27 protein-coding genes are annotated in these 26678 nt (G+C 35.2%); 21 read left to right on the top strand and 6 right to left on the bottom strand.

Annotated elements, in window-relative coordinates; all coding sequences use genetic code 11:
• Positions 1-3: 3 nt before the first annotated feature.
• The 13 genes from AC27VX_RS17705 (at position 4) to AC27VX_RS17645 (ending at position 11624) form a co-directional block, all read left to right on the top strand.
• Entirely contained in the window at positions 4-234 is a 231-nt protein-coding gene (locus tag AC27VX_RS17705) for an acyl carrier protein (RefSeq protein WP_236855738.1), read from the top strand.
• A 2-nt stretch (positions 235-236) separates the two neighbouring features.
• Positions 237-1265 (top strand): 3-oxoacyl-ACP synthase III family protein, encoded by a 1029-nt coding sequence (locus tag AC27VX_RS17700; RefSeq protein ID WP_488696970.1) that lies wholly within the window; start codon positions 237-239, stop codon positions 1263-1265.
• Positions 1266-1267: 2 nt separating this feature from the next.
• On the top strand, positions 1268-2344 hold the full coding sequence (locus AC27VX_RS17695) for an aromatic ring-hydroxylating oxygenase subunit alpha (protein WP_236855736.1): 1077 nt from the start codon (positions 1268-1270) through the stop codon (positions 2342-2344).
• Complete coding sequence (locus AC27VX_RS17690) at positions 2345-3070, top strand: SDR family NAD(P)-dependent oxidoreductase (protein WP_488696968.1); 726 nt, start codon at positions 2345-2347, stop codon at positions 3068-3070.
• Entirely contained in the window at positions 3048-3695 is a 648-nt protein-coding gene (locus AC27VX_RS17685; protein WP_300686411.1) for a NeuD/PglB/VioB family sugar acetyltransferase, read from the top strand. Before AC27VX_RS17690 ends, AC27VX_RS17685 begins: the two co-directional genes overlap by 23 nt.
• Positions 3695-4774 carry a ferredoxin--NADP reductase gene (locus tag AC27VX_RS17680; protein WP_300686413.1) on the top strand — a complete coding sequence of 360 codons (1080 nt, stop codon included), beginning with the start codon at positions 3695-3697 and terminating at the stop codon, positions 4772-4774. The genes AC27VX_RS17685 and AC27VX_RS17680 overlap by 1 nt, the downstream gene beginning before the upstream one ends.
• 9 nt (positions 4775-4783) lie before the next feature.
• Positions 4784-5920, top strand: a complete 1137-nt coding sequence (locus tag AC27VX_RS17675; RefSeq protein ID WP_488696965.1) for an aminotransferase class I/II-fold pyridoxal phosphate-dependent enzyme — start codon at positions 4784-4786, stop codon at positions 5918-5920.
• 14 nt (positions 5921-5934) lie between these two features.
• Entirely contained in the window at positions 5935-6504 is a 570-nt protein-coding gene (locus AC27VX_RS17670) for a sugar transferase (RefSeq protein WP_262912482.1), read from the top strand.
• 15 nt (positions 6505-6519) lie between these two features.
• The gene (rfbC, locus tag AC27VX_RS17665; RefSeq protein ID WP_236855730.1) at positions 6520-7065 is read left to right on the top strand and encodes a dTDP-4-dehydrorhamnose 3,5-epimerase; all 546 of its coding nucleotides are present in this window, start codon (positions 6520-6522) and stop codon (positions 7063-7065) included.
• Positions 7066-7161: 96 nt separating this feature from the next.
• Positions 7162-8463 carry a 30S ribosomal protein S12 methylthiotransferase RimO gene (gene rimO / locus AC27VX_RS17660; RefSeq protein WP_236855729.1) on the top strand — a complete coding sequence of 434 codons (1302 nt, stop codon included), beginning with the start codon at positions 7162-7164 and terminating at the stop codon, positions 8461-8463.
• A 389-nt stretch (positions 8464-8852) separates the two neighbouring features.
• Positions 8853-9521 (top strand): hypothetical protein, encoded by a 669-nt coding sequence (locus AC27VX_RS17655; protein WP_300686415.1) that lies wholly within the window; start codon positions 8853-8855, stop codon positions 9519-9521.
• 36 nt (positions 9522-9557) lie between these two features.
• Positions 9558-10301: a hypothetical protein gene (locus tag AC27VX_RS17650; RefSeq protein ID WP_236855727.1), complete on the top strand. Its 744-nt coding sequence runs from the start codon at positions 9558-9560 to the stop codon at positions 10299-10301.
• Between the two features lie 951 nt (positions 10302-11252).
• The gene (locus tag AC27VX_RS17645) at positions 11253-11624 is read left to right on the top strand and encodes a septal ring lytic transglycosylase RlpA family protein (protein ID WP_236855725.1); all 372 of its coding nucleotides are present in this window, start codon (positions 11253-11255) and stop codon (positions 11622-11624) included.
• A 68-nt stretch (positions 11625-11692) separates the two neighbouring features.
• Here AC27VX_RS17645 and AC27VX_RS17640 read toward each other — a convergent pair whose 3' ends face one another.
• From AC27VX_RS17640 to AC27VX_RS17625, 4 genes are all read right to left on the bottom strand, one after another.
• The gene (locus tag AC27VX_RS17640; RefSeq protein WP_236855724.1) at positions 11693-12457 is read right to left on the bottom strand and encodes an exodeoxyribonuclease III; all 765 of its coding nucleotides are present in this window, start codon (positions 12455-12457) and stop codon (positions 11693-11695) included.
• Positions 12458-12545: 88 nt separating this feature from the next.
• Complete coding sequence (locus AC27VX_RS17635; RefSeq protein WP_488696960.1) at positions 12546-12920, bottom strand: MliC family protein; 375 nt, start codon at positions 12918-12920, stop codon at positions 12546-12548.
• A 121-nt stretch (positions 12921-13041) separates the two neighbouring features.
• Positions 13042-14586: a T9SS response regulator signal transducer PorX gene (gene porX, locus AC27VX_RS17630; protein ID WP_236855722.1), complete on the bottom strand. Its 1545-nt coding sequence runs from the start codon at positions 14584-14586 to the stop codon at positions 13042-13044.
• Between the two features lie 131 nt (positions 14587-14717).
• Complete coding sequence (locus AC27VX_RS17625) at positions 14718-16358, bottom strand: S41 family peptidase (RefSeq protein ID WP_488696957.1); 1641 nt, start codon at positions 16356-16358, stop codon at positions 14718-14720.
• A 191-nt stretch (positions 16359-16549) separates the two neighbouring features.
• On the opposite strand from AC27VX_RS17625, the gene AC27VX_RS17620 reads away from it, so the two are divergent.
• The 8 genes from AC27VX_RS17620 (at position 16550) to AC27VX_RS17585 (ending at position 24320) form a co-directional block, all read left to right on the top strand.
• Positions 16550-17776, top strand: coding sequence for an HD domain-containing protein (locus AC27VX_RS17620; RefSeq protein ID WP_236859524.1), 1227 nt, complete (start codon positions 16550-16552; stop codon positions 17774-17776).
• 71 nt (positions 17777-17847) lie between these two features.
• Positions 17848-18879: a UDP-3-O-(3-hydroxymyristoyl)glucosamine N-acyltransferase gene (lpxD, locus tag AC27VX_RS17615; RefSeq protein WP_236855720.1), complete on the top strand. Its 1032-nt coding sequence runs from the start codon at positions 17848-17850 to the stop codon at positions 18877-18879.
• Complete coding sequence (locus AC27VX_RS17610; protein ID WP_236855719.1) at positions 18872-20269, top strand: bifunctional UDP-3-O-[3-hydroxymyristoyl] N-acetylglucosamine deacetylase/3-hydroxyacyl-ACP dehydratase; 1398 nt, start codon at positions 18872-18874, stop codon at positions 20267-20269. The genes lpxD and AC27VX_RS17610 overlap by 8 nt, the downstream gene beginning before the upstream one ends.
• Positions 20270-21064: an acyl-ACP--UDP-N-acetylglucosamine O-acyltransferase gene (gene lpxA / locus AC27VX_RS17605; RefSeq protein ID WP_292012145.1), complete on the top strand. Its 795-nt coding sequence runs from the start codon at positions 20270-20272 to the stop codon at positions 21062-21064.
• Between the two features lie 67 nt (positions 21065-21131).
• Positions 21132-21695, top strand: coding sequence for an elongation factor P (gene efp / locus AC27VX_RS17600; protein ID WP_236855717.1), 564 nt, complete (start codon positions 21132-21134; stop codon positions 21693-21695).
• A gap of 70 nt (positions 21696-21765) precedes the next feature.
• Positions 21766-22668 carry a UDP-3-O-(3-hydroxymyristoyl)glucosamine N-acyltransferase gene (locus AC27VX_RS17595; RefSeq protein WP_236855716.1) on the top strand — a complete coding sequence of 301 codons (903 nt, stop codon included), beginning with the start codon at positions 21766-21768 and terminating at the stop codon, positions 22666-22668.
• Between the two features lie 90 nt (positions 22669-22758).
• Complete coding sequence (gene sucD / locus AC27VX_RS17590; protein ID WP_236855715.1) at positions 22759-23631, top strand: succinate--CoA ligase subunit alpha; 873 nt, start codon at positions 22759-22761, stop codon at positions 23629-23631.
• 17 nt (positions 23632-23648) lie between these two features.
• Entirely contained in the window at positions 23649-24320 is a 672-nt protein-coding gene (locus AC27VX_RS17585; protein ID WP_488696953.1) for a porin family protein, read from the top strand.
• Positions 24321-24431: 111 nt separating this feature from the next.
• Here the strand turns inward: AC27VX_RS17585 and AC27VX_RS17580 are convergent, their stop codons facing one another.
• Positions 24432-25742: an ABC transporter permease gene (locus AC27VX_RS17580; RefSeq protein WP_488696951.1), complete on the bottom strand. Its 1311-nt coding sequence runs from the start codon at positions 25740-25742 to the stop codon at positions 24432-24434.
• Between the two features lie 4 nt (positions 25743-25746).
• Entirely contained in the window at positions 25747-26658 is a 912-nt protein-coding gene (locus tag AC27VX_RS17575) for an ABC transporter ATP-binding protein (protein ID WP_236855712.1), read from the bottom strand.
• Between the last annotated feature and the right edge of the window lie 20 nt (positions 26659-26678).

Raw genomic sequence — 26678 nt, 5'->3', positions numbered from 1 at the left:
ATAATGAATATTGCAGATTTTACATCACAATTACAGGAAGAATTAGAATTGGAAATTGATTTGACTCCGGAAACGGATCTTTCTCAATTAGAAGAATGGGACTCTATGGCAGCGATGATCCTTATCGGTTTTGTATCAGATAACTTTGGAGTATTGTTAAACGGTGATGATATTGCTAAAATTACAACAGTAAATTCTTTAGTTGAAAAAATCGGAGAAGATAAATTTGATTAATTATGTTTCAGGAGTTTAATAATGTTTCGATAGATTATATCAGTTCCAGTGTTCCGATTCATACAGTAGGGAATTCTTTTTTTTCAACATTGTTAACAGAAAAAGAAATAAGAGTTTTTGAAAAAACAGTTGGAATCAAAGAGAGAAGATGGGCTCATAAAGATGTGACAGCATCAGATCTGGGATTTGCAGCTGCAGAAGAAATACTAAAGCTGGTTGACAAAAATGAGATTAAAAGTCTTATTTTTCTTTCACAGACCTCAGATTACAAAATTCCCTTTACATCCAATATTCTGCAAGACAGATTGGGATTACAACAGGAAATTTTATGTTTTGATATCAATGCTGGTTGTGCAGGTTTTGTTCAGGGATTGAGCACGGCTTTTTCCATTGCTTCTACTTTAAGAGAAGGAGAAAAAGTATTATTGATCATCGGAGAAACCCTGTCAAAGATTTTGTCACCTACTGATAAAAGTACCAACATGCTGTTTGGTGATGCTGCCTCCGCTATTTTGGTTTCAAAAAGAGGGAGTGCCGATAAGTCATATTTCAATTTCTTTTCAGACGGAACTAATCATGAAGCTATTATAATTCCTGAAGGAGGTTATAGAAAAAGTATTACAAAAGATAGTTTTGATTCTGAAAATGAATCAAATCTTTATCTCAATATGAATGGAGCAAAGGTTTTTGATTTTACATTAAGAGAAGTAGCTCCTAGTATTAAAAAAATTCAGGAGGAATCATCAGTAGACTTATCGGAAATTGATGGTTTCTTCTTTCATCAGTCCAATAGATTTATCATTAAGCAGATAAGCTCTATATTGGGAATTGATACTCATAAAGTCCCGATAAATATTGAACGTTTCGGAAATACAAGTGGAGTAACCATTCCGTTGCTGATCACAACTAATTTAGATCTGCTTACTAATAAAAGCAGAGTTCTATGCAGCGGCTATGGTTCAGGCTTGTCCTGGGGAAACTGTATCATTAATTTATCAGAAACTAAAATTTTACCATTAAAAGAAATATAAACATGAAAGCATTAATACTTCCCGAGCATTATTACAGAAATGATGTTTTAGAAAAAGAACATGAACTTTTGTTTCAGCAAACTTGGTGCTTTGTAGGTTTTAAATCTTTTTTAAAAGAAGAAGATGATTTTATCACTCAGGATATCGGAGGAATTCCGGTAGTTGTACAAAACTGTAGAGGTACGATAAAAGCATTTAAAAATATCTGTTCACACAGACACTCAATTATTCAAGTTGAGCAGTCTGGTAACAGGCCTTTGATGTGTCCTTATCATGGATGGGCATACAATGATAAAGGAATTCCTGCAGGAATTCCAAAGAAACCTTTATTTAAATTCACCAAAGACGAGCTGGAATGCTTAAAACTTAAAGAATATAAAGTAGATTTTTGTGGAGAACTTGTCTTTGTTAACCTTTCCAATGATCCTTCAGAATTGAAAGATTTTATGGGAGATCTTTTCGAAGAGGTTGAAAAAATGAGTAATAATTTTGGAGAATTGGTGGATGTTAATGACATGATCATTAATGCCAATTGGAAAATTTTAGTTGAAAATACTTTAGAAAGTTATCACGTAAATCTTATTCATGAAGAGACCTTTAAAAAATTAGGTGCTGGAGGAATGGAATTTACTTTCATTAAAGAACACTCTGTTTGGGATGCAACTCTTCTGGCAGGCGAAAATGAAGGTAAAAATGCTAAAATTCATTCACCTTATCAAAACCGTGAATACAAAATTTCTGGATATAAGCATCTTGTTGTATTTCCTAATGTTTTGATTTCAAGTACCTATGGTGTTTCTTTTAATTTATCATATATTACTCCCATTGACAGTAATTCGTCAAAATTTGTAAGCTATGTTTTCTTGACAAAGAAAGAAGACGAAAAAGTAAATCCTACTTTAGAAAAAATTTATAAAGAGTCACTGGTAAGTTTCAACAGAAAGGTTTTTGATGAGGATAAAACAATTTGTGAAAAAGTTCAGATTGGGGTGAAAAAATCGCCTTTTACCGGAGAATTAAGTGATGAAGAAGCAAGGGTGTGCGAATTTCAGAAAAACTATAAAAAATACATTGATTAAATGAATATTATTCTTACCGGAGCTACTTCAGGAATTGGCTTTGAAACCATGAAAGATCTTGTGAAGGACGGCCATAAAGTAGTGGCTGTAGCACGAAATTTTGAAAAAATTCAGGATTTTTTAGATGAGGCTAAAGATAATGTTGTTTGCTGTCCTTTAGATTTATCAGAAGTTTCAGAAATTGAAAATTTATTTAAAAACTTAGACTTTTCTGAAAAATTCGATGCGCTCATACATTGTGCAGGAATGGAAGAAACAGTTCCCCTTACATTATACAATCCTGAAAAAATTGAAAGGATATATAAGCTTAATGTATTTTCGGGAATCGAGTTATTAAGACATTTCACAAAGAAAAAATATAGTAATGACGGAGCAAGTGTAGTTTTCATGTCTTCAGTAATGGGAGTGTTGGGACAACCTGGAAAAATAGGTTATTGCTCTACAAAATCGGCCGTAGTAGGTTTGGTAAAGTCAGCTGCTTTGGAATTTGCAAAAAGAAAAATAAGAATAAATGCAGTGCTTCCTGGTGTTGTTGATACTCCGATGACACAAAATCTTTTCTCTCAATTGAGCGAAGATAACGTAAAGGATATTTTAGAAATGCATCCTCTTGGAATCGGAAAAACAGAAGATGTGGTTCCTACAATAAAATTTTTAATATCTAGTGGTTCAAAATGGATTACAGGTCAAAATATAATAATCGATGGAGGGTATTCAATACAGTAAAGAATCTGTAATTATTGGAGCCGGAGGCTTTGGAAGAGAACTTTTGAGTTTTATCAATCACTCTCGCAAATTTAAAGGCAACGTTCCAAATATTGTGGGATTTGTAGATGATAATCTGACTGCTTTAGATCCATTTAATCTTGATCTGAAAGTAATTGATTCCTTATCTAATAATGATTTGAACAGGTACGAAAGTATCTTGTTGGCAATTAACAGCTCTGAAGTGAAAAGAACTATTTTTTCTAATACTGAACCTTCAAAAATACAGGGTTTTGCTCACCACACTTGTATTTTTGGTGACAGAGCCAAAATAGACCAGTCGGTCGTGTTGTTTTCAAATGTTTTAATATCCTGTGATGCGGAGGTGTCAAAAGGGGTATTTATCAACTGCGGAAGCCAGATTGGACATGATGTTTTTATAGACGAATTTACTAATATCATGGCAAATGTAGATTTAGGAGGAAACTGTCGGATTGGGAAAAATGTATTGATAGGAACAGGTTCTACAATCTATCCGGGAGTAAAAATTGCAGATAATACTATTATCGGAGCTGGAAGTGTAGTTTTCAGAAATATTAAAGAGTCTGGAACCTATGTAGGTAACCCTGCAAAAAAAATATTTTAATGACACCAATGAGAAATGTATTTCACAAACTCAAAGTATTTGATAAGTCATTTTTGACTGATGATGCTGTACTATTGACTTTTGATATAACCGAAGAGCTTAAGAATTCTTTTGTTTTTGAATCAGGTCAATATGTTACTTTGAAATCTGAAATCAACAATGATGAAATCAGAAGATCTTACTCAATTTGTACAAGCCCTGAAGAAAATAGTCTTTCGGTGGTTGTAAAAGCAATTAATGGTGGCGTATTTTCAACTTTTATTAAAGACCGCATTGAAGTTGGAGATTATTTAGATGTAGGCTTACCCGAGGGCCGGTTTGTTTATCATATAGCAGATAGCTCTGCCAAAAATATTTTTTTAGTGGCTGCGGGAAGCGGAATTACCCCCATTATTTCTATTGTTAAAAACATTCTGAATAATGAACCGTTAACTAAGATTACATTACTTTTTGCCAATAAGCAAATTGAGGATACTATTTTCCGTGATCAGCTGAGTTCTTTGGAATCTCAGTTTAAGGATACTTTAAAAGTAATTTACATCTTTAGCCGGAAAAAATATGATAATCATTATTTTGGGCGAATTGATCATGATTTTTTACAGACTAAAATTCATCAGCAATTAGATGTGAAAAGTTTTTCAGAATTTTATACCTGCGGGCCCGAGGAATTGATTAAAACGGTTCATGATTACCTTCTTTCTATTGAAATTCCAAAGGAAATCATTAAAAGTGAACTTTTTTATTCTTTAGAAAATGAAGTTGGGATTGAAGAGATCATTTCTGAAACCGTAAAATCTGGGGAGACTAAAGTTGAAGTAATTATTGATCAGGAGTCTCATTACGTAACTGTTGATCATAAGAAAAACCTCCTTGAATCTTTACTGGAGGTAGGTTTGGATGTTCCATACTCCTGCAAAAAAGGGAATTGCAGCAGTTGTGTAGGAAAAGTAATTTCAGGAACTGTGAATATGAAAGAGACTGATGTTTTAATGGACTACGAAATTGAAGATGGTTTTATTTTAAGCTGTCAATCCGTTCCCACTTCGAAAGAATTAACCATTTCATACGACGAATATTAATAAACTATTATGAATTCAAAAATCTGGTTATCCTCACCACATATGGGAGGTAATGAACAAAGATATATCAACGAAGCCTTTACAGAAAACTGGATCGCTCCATTAGGACCTAATGTAAATGGCTTTGAAGAAGACTTAGAGAAATTTTTAAATAAAGACGTGAAAGTCGCTGCCTTATCAGCAGGAACAGCGGCAATTCATCTTGCTTTGATTGAAGCTGGTGTTCAATATGGAGATGAAGTGATTTGTCAGTCTATGACATTTTCAGCATCTGCAAACCCCATAGCTTACTGTGGTGCAAATCCTGTTTTTGTTGATAGTGAAGAAGAAACTTGGAATATTTGTCCAAAAGCTTTAAGAGAAGCGATTGAAGACAGAATTCTAAAAGGCAAAAAACCGAAGGCCATTATTGTTGTTCATTTGTATGGGATGCCGGCAAAAATGGATGAGATTACTGCTATTTCGAAAGAATTCGGAATAGATCTGATTGAAGATGCAGCAGAAGCTTTAGGGTCAACATATAGAGGCCAGGCTTGTGGAACATTCGGACGTTTCGGGGTTCTGAGCTTTAACGGAAATAAAATTATAACCACTTCAGGAGGTGGTGCATTGGTAAGCCACACAAAAGAAGATAAAGATAAAATAGTGTTCTTATCCACTCAGGCACGTGACAATGCACCTCACTATCAGCATTCTCATATTGGGTTCAACTACAGAATGAGTAATATTGTTGCCGGAATAGGAAGAGGTCAGATGGAAGTGTTAAAAGATCGCGTTGAAGCGAGAAGGGCAATGCATGACTTTTACGTTGAGATTTTTAAAGATATTGATGGGGTAGAGGTATTCTCTGAACCCAATTCATATTTTTATTCCAATCACTGGCTTTCTGCAATCATTGTCAATCCAGATATTACAGGAAAAAACAGAGAAGACCTAAGATTTGCATTTTTAGAAGATAATATAGAATCAAGGCCTCTTTGGAAGCCGATGCATCTACAGCCTGTTTTTGAAAATACACCTTACTATGGTGGGACTGTTTCAGAAAAACTTTTTGACAATGGGCTTTGTCTTCCTTCGGGTTCTAATTTGTCTGATGAAGATAGAGAAAGAATAGCGAAGGTAATCCATACCTTCTTCGAAAGATAATATCGGTCTGCTTTATGAATCAGTATAAATATTGGAAAGTGATTTTTGACTTAGTTTTTGCAGTTATATTGCTCATCTTTCTTATGCCTTTACTGATTGTTTTGTTTGTTATTACAAGCTTGGATACCTCTTCCAACGGAATTTTTTTCCAAAAAAGAATAGGGCAGTACGGAGATCCTTTCATTATTTTTAAGTTTAAAACAATTCATGAGAAAACGATGATCTGTTCGGCAATAGGACAGCTTCTCAGAAAATTTAAACTGGATGAGCTTCCTCAATTATTTAATATTCTGAAAGGGGATATGAGCTTTGTAGGACCCAGACCTGATATTGAAGGGTATTACGATAGGCTTGTGGGAGCAGATAGGGAGGTTCTGAAGCTGAAACCTGGCCTCACCTGTGAAGCAAGCATAAAATATAGAAATGAAGAAAGCCTTTTGAAAATGCAGAAGGACCCTTTAGCATATAATGATGAAATATTATTCCCAAATAAAGTAAAAATGAATCTTGAGTATTTGGAAAATATGTCTTTCAAAAACGATATAAAGATTTTATTTAGAACATTAATAACCATATTAAAATAGATTTTTTTCCCGATCATGAAAATTAAAGAAACCCCGCTTAAAGATTGCTATATCATAGAGCCCACAGTTTTTGAAGATGAAAGAGGCTACTTCTTTGAAAAGTTCAATGAAAAAAAATTTGAAGAACTTACAGGAATGAACGGCCATTTTGTTCAGGACAATATTTCCAAATCTTCTTATGGTGTATTAAGAGGATTGCATCTCCAAAAAGGAGAACATGCACAGGCAAAACTGGTATCCTGCCTTGAAGGAAGTGTTTGGGATGTAGCAGTGGATCTGAGAGAAGATTCATCTACATTCGGACAATGGTTCGGAATTGAGCTGACTGCTGAAAACAAATTGCAGCTGTACGTACCCAGAGGCTTTGGACACGGATTTGCTGTATTGAGTACCCATGCTGTATTTTCTTATAAATGTGATAACTTTTATAACAAAGAATCTGAAGGCAGCGTGAAATTCAATGATCCGGATCTTGATATTAACTGGAAGGTTGATGAAAAAGATGCCCTACTTTCAGAAAAAGATCAGAATGCTCCCGGATTCAAAGAAAAAAACTTTTAAAGTATATCCCTGAAAACCACTTTTATAAAGTGGTTTTCATTTTTTTGATAGTAACTCTTCAATATTTTGTATCTTTGCAGACTCAAAATCAAAACGATGCGTACAAAATCTGTAGGGAAGAAGAAAATCAATGTAGTTACTCTTGGATGCTCCAAGAATGTATATGATTCTGAAGTATTAATGAGCCAGCTGAAAGCCAATGGTAAAGAAGTGGTTCACGAAGACCGTGGGGATATTGTAGTGATCAATACCTGCGGCTTTATAGATAATGCTAAAGAAGAATCAATTAATACAATCCTTGATTATGTAGAGGCTAAAAACAGAGGTGAAGTTGAAAAAGTATTCGTTACTGGCTGTCTTTCTGAAAGATATAAGCCGGATTTGATAAGAGAAATTCCTGATGTTGATCAGTATTTTGGAACCAGAGATCTTCCCATCCTGTTAAAGCACCTTGGTGCTGATTATAAACATGAGCTGGTAGGTGAAAGATTAACGACCACTCCCAAACATTATGCTTATCTTAAAATTTCAGAGGGTTGTGACAGACCATGCTCTTTCTGTGCAATTCCTTTGATGAGAGGTGGACATATTTCAACACCTATCGAAAAATTGGTTTCTGAAGCTCAGAAATTAGCAAAAAAAGGAACTAAGGAACTTATTCTTATTGCTCAGGATCTTACCTATTATGGCCTGGATATTTATAAGAAAAGAGCATTGGGGGATCTTTTGAAAGAACTTGTAAAAGTAGAAGGAGTAGAGTGGATTAGACTTCACTATGCTTTCCCAAGTGGCTTCCCTGAAGATGTGCTGGATATTATCCGTGAAGAACCTAAAGTTTGTAACTATATAGATATCCCTCTTCAGCACATCAACTCTGATTTGTTGAAATCAATGAAAAGAGGAACTACCCACGAAAAAACAGATGCATTGTTAGGAAAATTCAGAGAGAAAGTTCCCGATATGGCCATCAGAACAACTCTTATTGTAGGATACCCGGGAGAAACAGAAGAAAGATTCCAGGAACTTAAAGATTGGGTGAAAGAACAGAAGTTCGACAGATTAGGCTGCTTTACCTATTCCCATGAAGAGAATACCACTGCTTATGTATTGGAAGATGATATCCCTCAGGAAGTAAAAGAAGCAAGAGTAGAAGAGATCATGGAAGTGCAGTCTCAGATTTCATGGGAGAAAAACCAGGAAAAAGTAGGACAGGTCTTCAGATGTATTTTTGACCGTAAAGAAGGAAATTATTTTATAGGAAGAACAGAATACGATTCTCCGGATGTAGATAATACAGTTCTTGTTTCGGCGGAAGATACATACATTTCTATAGGTGATTTTGCAGAGGTTAAAATTACCTCAGCAGAAGAATTTGACTTATATGGAGAATTGATATAGTTAAGAGCTTATTAATCAATATGAAGTGATGGTTAGAAAATAAGATGTTAATGAAATTTAACATAATTATCTTATTTTGTGAAATCTTTATGTAGTTATAATTCAATCGATTAACATTTTGTGGTATTAAGAATTTTTAATTTTCTTTTATAAAGTGTATAAAATAGAAAATTATATCTTAAATTTGCATCGTAAGCAATTTTGTAAATCATGTGCTTCCAATAAGTTATTTATTGAATTTGAGCTGAATTCAAACAGAATATTTATAATTTTTTGATTATTTTTAGCTTAAATATAATAATCCCAAGTTGGGATGCATTTTCCTGGATTAGGAAACGATGACGCAAAATAATGATGAAAAATAATGTAATTAAAATCTTTAAAAACTTATGAAAAAAATTTTATTAACAGCAACAATGCTGGTTTGCCTTTCGGCGCTTTCCAAGGCTCAGCAAGGGAGAGTGGGGATTAACACAACCACACCTGCCGCAACTTTAGACGTAGTAGCTACTACTACTGATAATACTAGACCTGATGCTTTGTTAGTCCCTCGTTTAACAAGAGCTGAATTAGAAGCCAAAAACACAGCCTATGCAGACGGTACCGCAACTCCAAGTGCTCAGAACGGAGCCCTTGTTTTTGTAACTGCTTTAGGTGGTAATGGAACAGGTAAAACTGTAAATGTTACAGCAACTGGGTTTTACTACTATGACGGTACATCTGGTAACAATGTATGGAAAACATTAGGAGGTGGCGCAGTTACCCCTACAATTCCTACTTTCAGAACTATTGCCGGTGCAGCAGTTACGACTATTAATGCTTCTGATGTTGGAAATATTGTAGTTATTACTGGAACTGTAAACGGTGATATCCAATTGCCTGCTCCTACTGTAAGTATGCTTGGTAAGAAATTAACATTAATTTCAACAGGAAGTGGTGTGCAGACTTTGACAACACTTAACTCTAACTATTTGACAAATACTCTTTCAAGTATTCAACAGTATGCAACAGAGCTAATTACTGATGGGACTAATTGGTATTCGTTAGGTGGACAGTAAACACAAATTATAAAAAATTTATTAAATTAATTACAAATGAAAAAATTACAATATATAGTAGCTGCATTAGTTCTATCATCTTTTGGTAATATGGCGTTTGGGCAAATTAAAGGTAATCAGGGATATGCCGGTTCAGCTATTCCTTCTTCTTCAGCGTTTTTAGATGCTTCAACTACAAATACAGTCAATAATGCCAACTATGGTAAAGGGATGATCTATCCTAGAGCTGACTTAAGTGCAATGACATTGTCAAACCAGGGTACTTTATATAATACATCAAACAACCCCAATAGATTTGATGGTATGATTGTATATAATACAGCTACTACAGGTGTTGCTGCTTCAGGTGCTACCCAAGGTACTCTTTCAAGAGGATTCTGGTACTATGATAATAGTAGTGCTTCTCCAACAGGAGGTACTTGGAGACCATTTCTAAGTTCTGCTACAGATCCTAAATTTAATGTAACAAATGCCGCTACTGGAACAGCTACCAACACATTAGTTGACGGAACTCAGGTATATGCTGTTAAAGGTCAATTTACAACAGCAGCTGGTTCTACCGCTGTAACTATTACTCCACCTACCGGTATTACATCCATGTACGGTATTACCATCTATAAAAAAGCAGGTACAGGTACAGGTAATGGTAATAAAGTGGTTTATGCAAGAGATTTATATTCATATGACATTGCTACTGGTGCAGCTGTTACTGGCTCTCAAAGTATTTCTGTAGTGTATCCACAGGATACCTATGAGTATATATTAGAATATTTAAAATAAAATAATTTTATTTAATTACATATAAAACCAATGATTTACTCATTGGTTTTTTTATTTTGTGCTTGATACCAAAGGATATTTCTTTCGCATCTTTAGGAGCAATCGTAAATAGAAATTATCTAAAAAGATGGGTTAATCTGAAAGAATATTCTATTTTTCACTCCTTCGGCTTCTGGTATGAAGTTTTTGGCTTTAACATTAATGACTTTGACGTTGCCTTTGCACTTCTGTTATCTGAATAATTTGAGATAGACCTATTTCATAAAACAGTAGTAATATAATAGCTTATTTTAACTGTGCGATTTGTCATCCTGTAGAGCATTTGATACCTTAAAATAACTTTATACAGATCTCTTCAGATTACACCAGGGTGTGTTATTATTTTAAACATTCTTAAGAGGTCATGCTTTATAAGCAGATAAATTGGTCTGAACATTCCACAAGTTTTGCTTTAAATCTTATAATTTTTAGAAATAAATAGATTATTTTTGTTTCAGTTCTTTGAAATAATCATTTAATAATAAAGTTATTTTTATTCTGGTAGTAATTAAAGTATTCAGATCAATGTTAAATTGATTTTTATAAGCAGGTATTTATAACTTTAAAAGGCTTCTGTCAGAAACTTTCTTCGGATATGAGTTCTTAAAGCTTTTATTATTTTTGGTGTGATTTTTTGACAAATTAGTGATTTTTCACTTTATGTAAAGTGTTGATTTTCAGAACATTTAATATCATGAATTTTTAAATTATGCAGAGATTAGTTAATTATGTTAACATTTAAAGCTTTTTTTTAACACTCTTTAACAATGTACTTTAAAGCCCCTATTCATAGGATGTCACAAGGTTGGTTAAGATATCTTTAATGTTTTGTTAACATTTTTTAACAATTTGAATAGCGACTTAAAAAGATTCCTGATACATTTGCTCCGTCAAAACCAATAAAAGTTCAAAATGATGAAAAGATTCATTCTCGTAATCATAATGATGATTTCAACCTTAGGTGTTTACTCTTTTACAAGTAATGCCTTAGATGCGAAAAAAACAAGTTATGCATCGTACTACCACGATAAATTTAATGGTAGAAAAACCGCTAGCGGAGAAATCTTTGATAACTCAAAGTTCACTGCAGCAAACAGAACGCTTCCGTTTGGAACAAACGTTAAGGTAACGAACCTTAAGAATGGGAAAGAAGTAATAGTGAGGATTAATGACAGAGGGCCTTTCCATTCATCAAGATCTTTAGATATGTCTAAAGCTGCGTTCGATGAAATCGGGGATATCAGTCATGGTACAATTCCGGTGGAATATGAAATTATCGATTAAATTTATGATTTAAATTAAAAAAGCCAGCTGATTCAGCTGGCTTTTTGTTGGTATATACTTACCTGGTATTATAAGTCTAATTCAAGCATGGCGGGACAGTGGTCGGAATGCACAGCCTCTTTTAAAATAACAGCCCGGCTGAGTTTGTCCTTTAAGGTGTAAGAAGCGAAGTTGTAATCTAATCTCCAGCCTTTATTTCTGGCCCGGGAATTCTGACGGTAGCTCCACCATGTATAATTTTCAGGTTCATTGTTAAAGAACCTGAAACTGTCAATAAGTTCACATTCATTGATGAAATTGGTCATCCATTCTCTTTCCATAGGAAGAAATCCCGAAACATTTTTTAAACCATCAGGATTATGAATATCGATCGCTTCATGACAGATATTAAAATCACCGGATATAATGAGGTTAGGAATTTCTTTTTTTAAATTCTTAATATACTCCAGAAAGTCATGGCAAAACTGCATTTTAAATTCCAGCCTTTCAATATTGGACGCAGACGGCACATAAACAGAAATAGCAGAAAATCCGTCAAAATCAGCACGGATGATTCTGCCTTCATTATCATAACTTTCAATACCGCAGCCGTACTCTACATGATTAGGCTTTACTTTGGAGGCGATTCCTACCCCGCTATACCCTTTTTTAACCGCTGAATGCCAGTAACTGTGATATCCCAGTTTTTCAAGGCTTTCGATATCTATCTGGTCGTTTCCGGCCTTGCTCTCCTGAATGCAGATAATGTCGGGATCAGCAGTCTTCAGCCATCCTAAGAAATCCTTAGTAAAAGCAGCTCTGATTCCGTTGACATTGTAGGTGATTAATTTCATAAATAAAAATAAATTTTTTCAAATGTAGGAAAATTAAAAAGCCGGTTCTGAATTTCAAAACCGACTTTTTAACTTTTAGTAAGATATTTTACTTTTTAAAAACTACCTTACCATCTTTTGTTAGTTCAATTTCCTCTCCCTTTCCTCTCAGTTCATAATGATCATTCTTATACCAGATTCCGGAAGCCGGTTTTTGCCCCTGTAATTCAATCGTTTCTTTGTTAAAAACTATTGTAGCTGTATTCTTGGTATTATTGAAAGTCATATCCAGCGTTTTTCCACTACTGTCTTTTGCTGTACTTTTTACAATATCCTCTTTAGTAGCAGAAGTGTTTGCTGAGTCAGCCGGCTTGGATGAAATACTGTCTGTAACAGTAGGAGTAGCGGTTGCATTTTTTTCTTTATTACAAGAAGTTAAAAATAATGCGGTCAGCGCTGCTGCGATAAAAATACTTTTTTTCATAGGTTTATATTTATTTAATGGATGCATTTAATCATGCAAAATAAGTGCCTTAAAAAAAAGCGGAAAAAATCGATCGATTTTTTCCGCTTTAAACCCAGAATTAAATAAACTATGAAAAAAACTACTTGGGTTCTAAAATACTGATAGGAATAATACATTCTTCCAGTGATATTCCACCATGTTGATAGGTTTCTTTATAGTAATTTACAAAATGATTGTAGTTTTTAGGATAAGCCAGGAATATATTGTTTTTGGCAAAAATATATTTTGAACTTAAATTTCCTTTTGGAAGAAATAATTTCTCAGGATTGGTAATAGCCCATACATCACTATCATCATAAGTTAAACTTTTTCCTGTTTTATATCGGATATTGGTAGACGTTTCTCTGTCTCCCACTACTTTGCTCGGCTTTTTAACATATACAGTTCCGTGATCTGTGGTAATAACGAGTTTATACCCATTTTCAGCCGCTGTTTTAATAATCTTTAATAGCGAAGAATTCTCAAACCAGTTTAAAGTCAGGGAACGGAATGTCTTATCATCACGAATAAGCTGATCTACGATGTGATTATCCGTCTTGGCATGTGAAAGAATATCAATGAAGTTATAAACAATAACTAAAAGATCATTGTTTTTGTGCTGATTGAAATCGTCATAAATCTTTCTTTCAAAATCGGCATTCAGTACTTTAAGATACTTCATGGATTTTGACCCAATACCAATTCTTTTCATCTGGTCTTCCAGAAAGTCACGCTCAAATTCATTCTTATTTCCTTCTTCATTATCATTAAACCATTTATCCGGGAAGCGTTTTTCAATTTCAGATGGCATTAAACCTGCAAAGAAAGAATTCCTTGCATATTGAGTAGCCGTAGGAAGGATACTGTAATAATAATCTTCAGATATCTTATTATAATACTTGGTAAATAGCGGTTCAACCATTTTCCACTGATCATAACGGAGATTGTCTACCATTAATAAAAGAACCTTGCCTTTCTCAACCTCTGGTTTTACTTTTTCTTTGAAAAGCGTGTGGCTCATCATAGGTTTGTCAGAATCCGTAAGCCAATGTTCATAATTTTTTTCAATAAACTTTGCAAACTGAATATTAGCTTCCTCTTTCTGTGATTGCAGAAGATCAGCAAATTCATTATCTGCTACTTTATCAAATTTAATTTCCCAGCTAAGAATTTTTTTATAATATTCTGCCCATTCCTGATAAGTTCTTAAATAAGAAAGCTCCATAGAAAGGTTTCTGAATTCCTGTTGGTACTGTAAAATAGTTTTTTGCTCCACCAGGTTATCCTGCTGTAGGTTTTTCTTTAATGAAAGTAATATCTGATTCGGATTTACGGGCTTTAGAATGTAGTCAGCAATCTGCGAACCGATAGCTTCTTCCATAATGTGTTCTTCCTCACTTTTGGTAACCATTACTATTTTTAAGGAATTGTCTTTCTCCTTAATCATAGGAATAGCTTCTAAACCGGAGATGCCTGGCATATTTTCATCAATTAATGTTAAAGCAAATTTCTCTGAATCCATAAGCTCCAAAGCCTCGTTCACATTATTGACAGGAGTTACCTGGTAACCCTTTTTTTCCAAAAATACGATATGAGGTTTTAGTAAATCTATTTCATCATCGATCCATAATATCTTTTCTGACATAATTTATTTTTTACATGATTATTCTATCAAAATGTTGACCAAATCCTTCTAAAATCTCACAAAATAGAAATATTAAAAGTTAAATATTAGTTAAATGGAAATGCCTTGCAGCAGATTCCGTTTTGTAATACTCAGTTATTGGTTTTTATATATAACAAAGCAATTTCCAGTGCTTCATCTTTTCCTTTTTTAATCCCTTCTACAGTAGGTTTTACTGTAATATCAGGAATGATACCGATTCTCTGTGTTTCTTTTCCGTCAGGATAATAAGCACCTAGTCCCGTAAAGCGGGTATCGAGTCCGGCAATTTTAAATGAAATAATATCCCCATTTGCGCCGGAAGTATTGCTTCCTATTACTTTGGCTTTTGGATGCTGCTTGAACATCATTGCCGTTGTCTCTGCCTGGCTCTGGGTACTCTCATTTACCAAAACGATGACATTGCCTTTATAGTATTCCGGGTTTTTTCTGCCAATACTGTTGGTGATACTGTAAAACTTACCAGGATAAGCTGTGTCCGGAAAATTAAACTGATAATAGGGCGTAGATTGTGGCAGCAAAAGAAAACTTAAAGGTCTGATGGTTTGCTTTGGATAATTCCTGAGATCAAAAATAATAGATTTTGACGATTTCAAATTAGTGTACATTTCGTCCAGATCTTTTTTTTCAATAGTTCCCATATCTACGTAGCCGATCTCTTTCTTTTGATCGATAAACTTCCATTTATCCGAGGGTATATTTTTTTCAGAAACAATATCTTTTGCGAAATAAGTTTTGGAGATGACCTCCAGGTTTTGGCCGTTTCTTTCAATTTTTAAAGAAAGTGAATCTTTATTACTGAGCAGAAATAGATTTTTTGCTTTGTAAACTTTACCCCAGGAATTGGAGGCTGGAATATACTTTCCGAAACTGTTCACCATTTGCGGAATGGTTTTCCCATCAATATCATAAATAACGTCTCCAATATATAAAGGGTTTTTCTCATGAAGTTTATTGGAGTAGATTTGGGTCACTACCAATTTCCCTTCCGCATATGAATATTCTACCGGGACTTTTCTGTTGCCGTATTGGCTGCGACTTATGAGTTTTGAATGGAGATAAGCATGAGAATCATCAGTTTTAGTAACAAGCTCAGCTAATGTTAAATGATAATTTTCATCACTGTTGACGTTGAGAAATTTGGGAATCATCTCTGTGAGTACATCATTCCAATTTTCATCAGTTTCATATTTATAGGGAAAAAAATACTCCACATAATTCCAGTATCTGAATAATTCTAATAAACCGACTGCTTTGGAGGTAAATGTTGAACCGTAGGAATTCTCGTTTCTGAAATAGATCTGTTTTCCCGATTTTCCTAGATAATAATTGTTTCCGGTATTCCTGTTATTCTCAATATAATGAAGTTTCTGAGCAGTATCTTCAGAGAAAATATTGGAATTGTTGATCCAGTTCAGATCAAAGTTTTTAAGAAAATAGATCTTGTTATCTGTCTTTGTGCAGTCTTTACAAGGATCAGTTTCCCCCAAACTTTCAATCCAGTTCATGTATAAACGATTTAATGAGGCCTTATTGTCAATCTTTTCAAGCTCCCCGATTTTTTGGATAAGCTGCTCATTCCAGTCTGTATTTCCTTTTGCTATAGTAGGATGGTAGTATTTTAAAAATCCCCAGACCCTGCATAGAGATTCCAGTTTTTGTGTTTCAGATAAAACCTGTGCGGAAAAATTTAAACTTAAAAAGAATAAAATGAAAAGAAAGTACTTCCTCATTAAAGGCTATTGTGTTTCTCTATCAAAGATAAATTTTTAATGTAACAGGTGCAAAAAAGTTTTAGAAAATTGAAAAATTAAGTAAAAAGCCATAAAACTCGGATATATAAGTTTTCAGAGATTGTAACGGTTATTTAATAAAACCCTCAAATTTAAAATCCCTAACTTTGTTTACTAATATTGACCTTTCAATGCAGAACAAGCTAAAAATCATCAACGATCCTGTTCATGGATTTATTAAAATTCCACACGAAATTTTATTTGACATTGTTGAACATCCCTATTTTCAGAGATTAAGACGAATCGGACAGACCGGACTTTTAAACTTGATTTTCCCGGGGGCTACCCATACAAGGTTTCATCATGCTTTGGGAGCAATGCACCTTATGTTTACTGCCCTGGAGACTCTGAAACAGAAAGGAGTTGATATTTCTGAAGAAGAAGAAAAAGGAGCTATGCTGGCTATTTTACTACATGATATTGGTCATGGTCCCTTTTCTCATGCACTGGAAAGTATGCTGATGGATGACTGGCATCATGAAAATCTTTCGCTTTTATTAATGCATAAACTGAATGAGAAATTCCAGGGGCAACTGTCGATGGCTATTGAAATGTTTCAGGGGAAATATCATAGGAAATTTTTCAATCAGCTTATTTCTTCTCAATTGGATGTGGACAGATTGGATTATCTGAAGAGAGACAGCTTTTTTACAGGAGTTTCCGAAGGGAATATTAATACCCAGAGAATTATTTCAATGATGAATGTCTGCGAAGAAGGAGAACTGGTAGTTGATGCAAAAGGAATTTATTCCATTGAAAATTTTCTGACAGCAAGAATGTTTATGTACTGGCAGGTATACTATCATAAGACATCAGCACTGGCAGAATTTCTTTTAGTTAAAATCCTGGAAAGAGCAAAATATCTGGTTGCTGAGGGGAAAGAGCTTCCTGCAACAGAAAATTTAAAATACTTTTTATACCGTGAGAAAAGTGCAGCAACAGATGAAGATGTAGAAAGATTTACCCAGCTTGATGATAATGATGTCATTCAGGCAATGAAAGAATGGCAGAATTCAGATGATTTTATCCTGTCATATTGGTGTAAATGTGTTATCCAAAGAAATTTACCCAAAACTATTATCTCGTCACATCCTTTCAGCCAGGAAATCATTGATGAAAAAGTAGAAAATACCAATCGATTTTTCGGAATTGATAACGGAAAAGAATTGGTACACGAGATAAAAAGAAAACTTCTGCCGTATCATGCAGAGAAGCAACCTATCTATCTGTTGCAGAAAAATGGGAAGAGAACAAGACTTCATGAGTCTGAAGATCAGCTTTTATCGGGTCTTATGGTAAATAAAACAACACGCTATATTCTTATGTTTCCGAGAGATATCCCTCAGTCAGATTCTTAAATAATATTAAAATTTACGATCTGAAACCAAAAAATGTTTGCAAATTATAGAATTTCTTATCTTTGCAGAATATGGAATTTACAGCTTCGCAAATTGCAAGTTTTATTGACGGAAAAATAATAGGTGACGAGAATGCACTTATTACGGGAGTTTCACCAATTGAAAATGGGGAATCAGGGCATCTTTCTTTTATAGCACAAGATCGATTTTCTCATTTTTTAGATACCTCTAAATGTTCTGTTATCATCATTTCAGAAAAACTTCTGAATGAAAATAATTATATCCCTACCTTAATCGTAGTAAAAGATGCTTATCTTTCTTTTCAGGTCCTGATGAATTTATATCAGGAAATGAGAGGAAGAAAAGAAGGAATAGAAGATGGCTCATCCATCCATGATACAGCTGTGATAGGTGATAATGCCTATATCGGAGCATTTACATATGTTTCGGAAAAGGCTAAAATTGGTGACGGATCGCAGATCTATCCGCATGTGTACATAGGAAAAGGCGTAAAGATTGGTAAAAACTGTAAAATAGACAGTGGAGCCAGAATTTATGATTACTGTATCATCGGAGACAATTGTGTGATTCATTCCAATACGGTAGTAGGAGGTGATGGTTTTGGTTTTCAGCCGACCGCTGAAGGATTCAAAAAAATTCCGCAGCTTGGAAATGTAATTATTGAAGATGATGTAGAAATTGGTTCAAACTGTAGTATCGACAGAGCTACAATAGGATCTACCATCATTGGAAAAGGAACAAAAATAGATAATCTGATTCAGATTGCTCACAATGTGAAAATTGGTCAGAACAATGTAATTGCGGCACAAGCCGGAATTGCAGGCTCTACCACAATCGGTGACTGGAATCAAATTGGAGGTCAGGTTGGAATTGTTGGACATATTAAAATCGGTAACCAGGTGAAAATTCAGGCGCAGAGCGGCGTGAATTCCAGTGTTAATGATAAAGAGACATTGTATGGCTCACCAGCCATCAGTTACAATGACTATTTGAGAAGTTATGTTCATTTCAGAAATTTCACTGAAATAGTAAACAGAATAAATAATCTTGAGAATAACTCAAAAGATAATCCTAATGAGTGATATGCAAAAAACGCTTCAGGAAGAGGTAACCCTTTCCGGAATTGGACTTCACACAGGTAAAGAAGTAAAACTTACCATTAAACCTGCTAAAGAAAATACAGGTTTTGTGTTCGTAAGAACAGACTTGGAGGGTCACCCTCAGGTAGAAGCAGATGTCAATTATGTTGTAGCAACAGAGAGAGGAACGACATTGGAAAAATTAGGAGTGAAAATTACCACTTGCGAACATCTTTTAGCAGCCTTGGTAGGTTGTGATATTGACAATGCAATGTTGGAAATGGACGCTTCTGAGCCACCTATTTTGGATGGATCTTCAAAATATTTTGTTGAAGCTATTGAAAGTGTTGGAGTCGTAGAACAAAATATTCCCAGAGAATATCTGGTAGTAAAAGAAGTTCTTACATACAGTGATCCGGCTACAGGTTCGGAAATTACTATTATTCCTTCAGATACCTACGAGGTAACCACTATGGTAGATTTTGGTACTAAAGTATTAGGAACTCAAAATGCCACTCTTAAAAATATCTCAGAATTTAAAGACGAAATCTCATCAGCAAGAACTTTCAGCTTCCTGCATGAATTGGAGATGCTTTTAGATCACGGATTGATCAAAGGAGGTGATATTTCTAATGCTATTGTATACGTAGACAAAGATCTTACTCCTGAAACAACAGAAAAATTAAAGAAAGCCTTTGGAAAAGACCACGTGTCTATAAGACCAAACGGAATTCTTGACAATCTTAATTTAAATTATCCTAACGAAGCTGCTAGACACAAATTACTGGATGTAATCGGTGACTTAGCTTTGGCAGGTGTAAAAATCAAAGGTAAAGTTATTGCCAACAAACCGGGACATTTTGTAAATACCCAGTTTGCGAAAAAACTGAACCGCCAATGGAAATTGCAGAAAAAGAAAAACGTTCCTGACTTTGATCTAACCAAAGAACCAGTATTTGACATCAACGGAATTATGAAGTTGATGCCGCACAGACCACCATTCTTATTGATTGATAAGGTTCTTGAGCTTTCAGACTCTCATGTAGTAGGGTTGAAAAATGTAACAATGAATGAACCGTTCTTTGTAGGACACTTCCCTAAGGAGCCTGTAATGCCGGGAGTTCTTCAGGTTGAAGCCCTTGCACAGACCGGAGGTATTCTTGTATTGGCAAGTGTTCCGGATCCTGAAAACTATTCCACTTATTTCATCAAAATTGATAAAGTAAAGTTCAAAAAAAAGGTAGTTCCCGGAGATACTATTATTTTCAAAATTGAATTGATAGAGCCCATAAGAAGAGGTATCGTTCATATGCAGGGATACGGATATGTGGGTGATTCAGTGGTAGTAGAAGCAGAGCTTATGGCTCAAGTTGCAAAAAATAAAGTTGATTAAATGATTCATCAATTAGCAGCCGTAGATAAACGTGCGAAAATCAGCAAAAATGTAATTGTAGAACCTTTTACTACAATTGCTGGGGATGTAGAAATTGGAGAAGGAACCTGGATTGGTTCCAACGTTACTATTATGGAAGGTGCAAGAATCGGAAAAGACTGTAAGATCTTTCCAGGCACTGTAATTTCTGCAATCCCTCAGGATTTGAAGTTTGATGGTGAAGACACGCAGACGATCATTGGAGATAACACTACCTTAAGAGAATGTGTAACCGTAAACAGAGGAACCAAAGCCCTAGGGTTTACAAAAGTGGGAAGTAACTGCCTTATCATGGCTACTTCACACGTAGCGCATGACTGTATCATAGGTGATAATGTAATTATTGCCAACGGATGTGGTATCGCAGGACACGTGGAGATCGGTGATTTTACGGTAATGGGCGGTCTGTCAGCTGTACAGCAGTTTGGTAAGATTGGTAAACATACCATGATTTCCGGTGGATCGTTGATCAGAAAAGATATCCCTCCTTATGTAAAAGTAGCAAGAGACCCTATTTCTTATGCAGGAATAAACTCTGTTGGACTTAGAAGAAGAGGATTCTCCAACGAAAAGATTTTCGAAATTCAAAAAATCTACAGAGCAATCTTCCAGATGAAGATGAACGTTTCCCAAGCGTTGGCATATATTGAAAAAGAAATGCTTCCTACTGCAGAAAGAGACGAAATTCTACAGTTTATCCAAAACTCACCAAGAGGTATTGTGAAAGGCTACGGAACAAGCAAAGATAGCAACTAAGCAGAGTTGAAAAGCAAATTCGCTTACTGTCAATAAAGATTTAAGTAAAAAAAGATAATATATAGTAATGGCAACAAGTAACGATATAAGAAAAGGTCTTTGCATCGAATATAGCAATGATATTTTTAAAGTAATCGAGTTCCTTCACGTAAAGCCAGGGAAAGGACCTGCTTTCGTAAGAACAAAATTAAAGTCAGTGACTAACGGTAAAGTAATTGATAATACTTTCTCTGCAGGACACAAAATTGACGAAGTAAAAGTGATCACAAGAAAATTCCAATATCTTTACGATGATGAGAACGGATTCCACTTCATGAATAATGATGACTTCTCTCAATTATACATCAACAAAGAGATGATTGAAAACTCTCAGTTTATGAAAGCTGGTGAAGAAGTGACAATCATTTTGAAAGAAGCTGACGAAACACCTCTTTCTGCTGAACTTCCACAATCAGTATATCTGGATGTTATTGAAGCTGATCCCGGAGTAAAAGGAAATACAGCAACAAATGCTCTTAAAAACGCGATCGTTGAAACAGGTGCAAGAGTAATGGTTCCTTTGTTCATTGAACCTGGAGACAGAATTAAAGTAAGTACTGAAGACGGTAGCTACTTAGAAAGAGTGAAATAATAAATAAAATTTACATAAATTCGGTTTGCACTAGCATTCCGAATTTTGTTTTATAAGAAAATCTATTGTTATGAGATTCCATTCTCCGCAAAAGCTTAAAACGATTGCCGATTTAATAGGCTCGAGATTTATTGGCCCTGAAGATTTTGAAGTATTGGGTACCAATGAAATTCATATGGTAAAACCTGGAGATATAGTATTTGTGAACCATCCCAAATACTACGATAAAGCACTAAACTCTGCAGCTACCATTATTTTGATTGATAAAGAAGTGGACTGTCCGGAAGGAAAGGCTCTTTTAGTATCTGAAGATCCTTTCAGAGACTTCAATAAGATCAATACGCATTTTACAAGAATCTATAACTTCACAGAAGAACTTCACGATGCTGAAATAGGAGAGGGTACAAAGATCCATCGTTCCGCAGTTATTGGAAATAATGTGAAAATCGGAAAAAACAGCCTTATTTTCCCTAATGTTGTCATTGGTGACAGAACGGTGATAGGTGATAATGTCATTATACAGTCCAACACCGTTTTAGGTGGTGACGCATTTTATTACAGAAAATTGGATGGTCACTTTGACCGTTTAATTTCAGTGGGAAATGTAGTGATCGAAAATAATGTGGAAATCGGAAATGGCTGTACCATTGACAGAGGAGTTACAGACTCTACGATCATAGGAGAAGGCTCTGTTTTGGATAATCAGATCCAGATTGGACATGACACCGTCATTGGGAAAAAATGCCTGATTGCCTCGCAGGTGGGAATCGCCGGATGCTGCATCATTGGTGACGAAGTTACATTATGGGGTCAGGTGGGTATCGCTTCTGGCAATAAAGTAGAAAGCGGAACTGTGCTCCTTGGGAAAACAGGAGTAAACAGAGATCTGGAAAAAGGAACCTATATTGGGATGTTTGCAGAGGATTTCAAAACGTATCTGAAAAAAGAAGTAAAACTGAGAAATCTCAAATAAACAATTCAAAAGGTTTTACCCAATATCAAAGAAATTTGAGTAAATTTGTGATCATTAATAAAATAATAAATAAATTAAAACAACAATAAAATGTCAATTTTAGTAAACAAAGATTCTAAAGTAATTGTACAAGGATTTACAGGGAACGAGGGTACTTTCCACGCTAGCCAGATGATTGAATACGGAACCAACGTAGTAGGTGGTGTTACTCCAGGAAAAGGAGGTAGCGAGCACTTGGGGAAGCCGGTATTTAATACAGTGGCTGATGCAGTAGAAAAAGCTGGAGCAAACGTAAGTATTATTTTCGTACCACCGGCATTTGCAGCAGATGCTATTATGGAAGCTGCTGAAGCAGGGATCAAAGTAATTGTATGTATTACTGAAGGTATTCCTGTAGCTGATATGGTGAAAGTGAAATCTTATATCGCAGACAGAGACTGCAGATTAATCGGACCAAACTGCCCTGGGATCATTACTTCTGAAGAAGCTAAAATTGGTATTATGCCAGGTTTCGTTTTCAAAAAAGGTAAAGTAGGTATCGTTTCAAAATCAGGTACCCTTACTTATGAAGCTGCTGATCAGGTTGTAAGAGCTGGTTACGGTATTTCTACAGCAATCGGAATCGGTGGTGACCCAATCATTGGAACTACAACAAGAGAAGCTTTGGAATTATTCATCAACGACCCGGAAACTGAAGCTGTTGTAATGATCGGTGAAATTGGTGGAGGTCTTGAAGCAGAAGCAGCAAGATGGTACAAATCAAGCGGATCTACTAAGCCGGTTGTAGGATTTATCGCTGGACAAACAGCTCCAAAAGGAAGAACAATGGGACACGCTGGTGCTATTGTAGGTGGTGCAGAAGATACAGCTCAGGCAAAAATGGAGATCATGAGAGAAAATGGTATCAACGTAGTTGATTCTCCTGCTGATATTGGTGCTACTGTAGCAAAAATTCTAGGATAATATAAAACCCAAATCATATGAAAAAACTTTTATTGGCCTCTGCTCTCGCTCTGTCTGCTTTATCTTTTGCACAAGTGCAATGGAAAAGTACAAGATTCGGAGTTACAGGAGGTTTAAACTACTCTCGAGTATCCAATGCCCATAATCCTTCCGGCCCAAGGTACACTTTTCAAGGTGGAGCTTTGGCGCTGATTCCCGTAGGAAAGGCAAACCAGTTCTTTATTCAACCTGAAGTTGAGTATTACGGTGCAGGAGAAACAGGGAAAGACAAAGATGCTAAAGGAGTAGATGGTTATAACGCAGTATATGGCAATAACTACCTGAGTGTACCTCTTTATTTCAAAGGATACTTTTCTGAAGCAGAATCAGAATTCTTTGGATTGATAGGACCAAGATTTAACTTTTTATTAAACCAAAATGTTAAAAATGCACCTGCCAACAGACCCTACTATGATCCGGATGTTACCGATCCTAAACAGCCGGCGGGCGTCAATGGAAAGGCAAACAGCTTTAACTGGGGATTAGGACTGGGAATAGGATATAGCTACAAGAGACAACTCGAAGTAGCTGTAAAATATGATTTAGGTCTTGCTGATACTTACCCTGGCCTTGCAAAAGAAACAAAGGGTACTGATAAGAAAAAATCAGAACAGGTTCTGGCACTTACCTTAAGCTACATATTCAAATAAAATATTTATTCAGAATATAAAAAATCCCGGAAATTTTAATTTCCGGGATTTTTGTTTTTTATAAAGTTAGTATTTATAGAATTACAAAAAGCAATTTACTCTTTTGTAGTACTATCCTTTAATCCACTTCCAAATCTCTTTTAAAGTCGCTTTATTGCCATACATAAGAATACCTACACGGTAGATTTTTCCAGCCAGGAAGATCATGAAAATCGTTGTTCCCAATAACAAAGCAATTGATAAGGCAATCTGCCATGCAGGAACCCCAAACGGAATTCTTGCAATCATCGCAACAGGAGACGTAAATGGAATAATTGAGAGCCAGAAGCCTAACGGGCCATCAGGATTGTTCATGATTGTAAAACTTCCATACATTCCCAGCATCAAAGGTAAAACGGCAAATAAAGTGAACTGTTGGGTTTCTGTTTCATTATCCACAGCAGAACCGATAGCTGCATAGATAGAACTGTAGAAAATATATCCTAACAGGAAAAAAACAATGAATACAAAAATGATCAATGGGAAATTCAGTTCCAGTAAACTGTGAGAAATCTGAGTGGCAAGCTGGCTCATATCAAGCTTACTCGCGATCTCGTTATTCCCACCGGGCATCCCTTTTTGAAGAGTTGAGAAACCGGTATTCAGAACCAATGCCCCAATAACAGACATCGTGATCCAGATGATAAACTGAGTGAGTGCAACCAGAGTTACCCCCAGAATTTTTCCCATCATCAGTTCAAATGGTTTTACAGAGGAAATGATAATTTCCACCACGCGGTTGTTCTTTTCTTCAAGTACACTTCGCATTACTCTTACCCCATAAATAATGATAAACATAAAAGTAACATACATCAGAACCATACTAAGCCCAGATTTTACTCCAAAAGAAAGATCAGAATCCTCTTTATTGTTATTCGTAACATTAATGGTTTTTAGGCTGAAACTTTTATCAAGATCATCCAGCTGAACCTCCTGAATACCCAGTTGTTTGATTTTTTCTTTTTTAACAACATTGGTAATGTCAGAAACGATTCTTTGTTTGGTATCAAAACCTATTTTAGTATTAATAACCAGTCGGGTTTCTTTTTCAAGCTCGTCAAAATTGTTGTTTTTCAACTCCGGTAATATCAGAATACCATCCAGAGATTCATTGCCTTTTAAATTGTTAATCTTAGACTTTTCGTCGGCAGCAGAAACAATTACATAATTTAACTTATCGTTCGACTTCAGCTGATTCATGAAAAGTCCGCTTTTGTCTACTACTTCTATAACGCTGTGCGATTCATTAGCTTTAAACATTAAACCGATCACGGCTCCGAAAGCAATGATCAGGATAGGGGCTAATAAGGTCAGTATAATGAATGATTTTTTCTTAACCTGCGTAAGAAATTCTCTTTTTGTAATTAAAAAAATGTTTTTCATAAAATTAAGAATGGTTACTTACGGCATTAATAAATACTTCATTCATACTCGGAATTCTCTCGTCGAATGATCTCACTTTGCCTACATGTACCAGGTCAAGAAGAATATTATTCTGGCTGGCCTCATTTTTCAGATCAAAAGAAATAAGATTATTCTCATTTGAAAAATTAAAAATCTCGTACTTGTTTTTAAAACTTTCAAGTTCATCACTATTTACTTCAGAAAGCGTAATTCCAAAAATGTTTTTCTTGAATCTTTCCCTTACATCAAAAACCTTCCCGTCAATGATTTTCTTGGAATTGTTGATCAAAGCAACATAATCACACATTTCCTCCACACTTTCCATTCTGTGGGTAGAAAGAATAATCGTTGTACCATTATTTTTAAGATCAATAATCTGATCTTTGATTAAGTTGGCATTTACAGGGTCAAAACCTGAGAAAGGCTCATCCAGAATTAAAAGATGAGGGCGGTGGAGTACTGTGACCACAAACTGAATTTTTTGGGCCATCCCTTTTGAAAGCTCAGAAAGCTTCTTTTTCCACCATTGATCGATGTTAAGCTTATCAAACCATTTTTTAGCTTCATTCAGAGCATCATTCTTACTCATGCCTTTCAGTTCTCCGAAATAAAGAATCTGATCACCTACACTCATATTCTTATACAGCCCTCTTTCTTCGGGCATATATCCGATATCTCTGATATGGTTGGGATTCAGTTTCTCTCCATTGATGAAGATTTCTCCTGAGTCGGCTTGGGTAATTTGGTTGATGATCCGGATGAAAGAAGTTTTTCCAGCCCCATTGGGTCCTAAAAGGCCATAAATACTGCCTTGTGGAACATGGATACTAAAATCATCCAGTGCCACTTTTTTCCCGGCATTATAGGTCTTTTTAATATGTTCAGCTTTTAGCATTAAATTGTCTTTTTACAATT

This window comes from Chryseobacterium sp. 14P4.3.2, from assembly GCF_057799275.1.
Note: the sequence above shows the minus strand (reverse complement) of the source record. Positions and strands in the feature narration are given on the sequence as shown.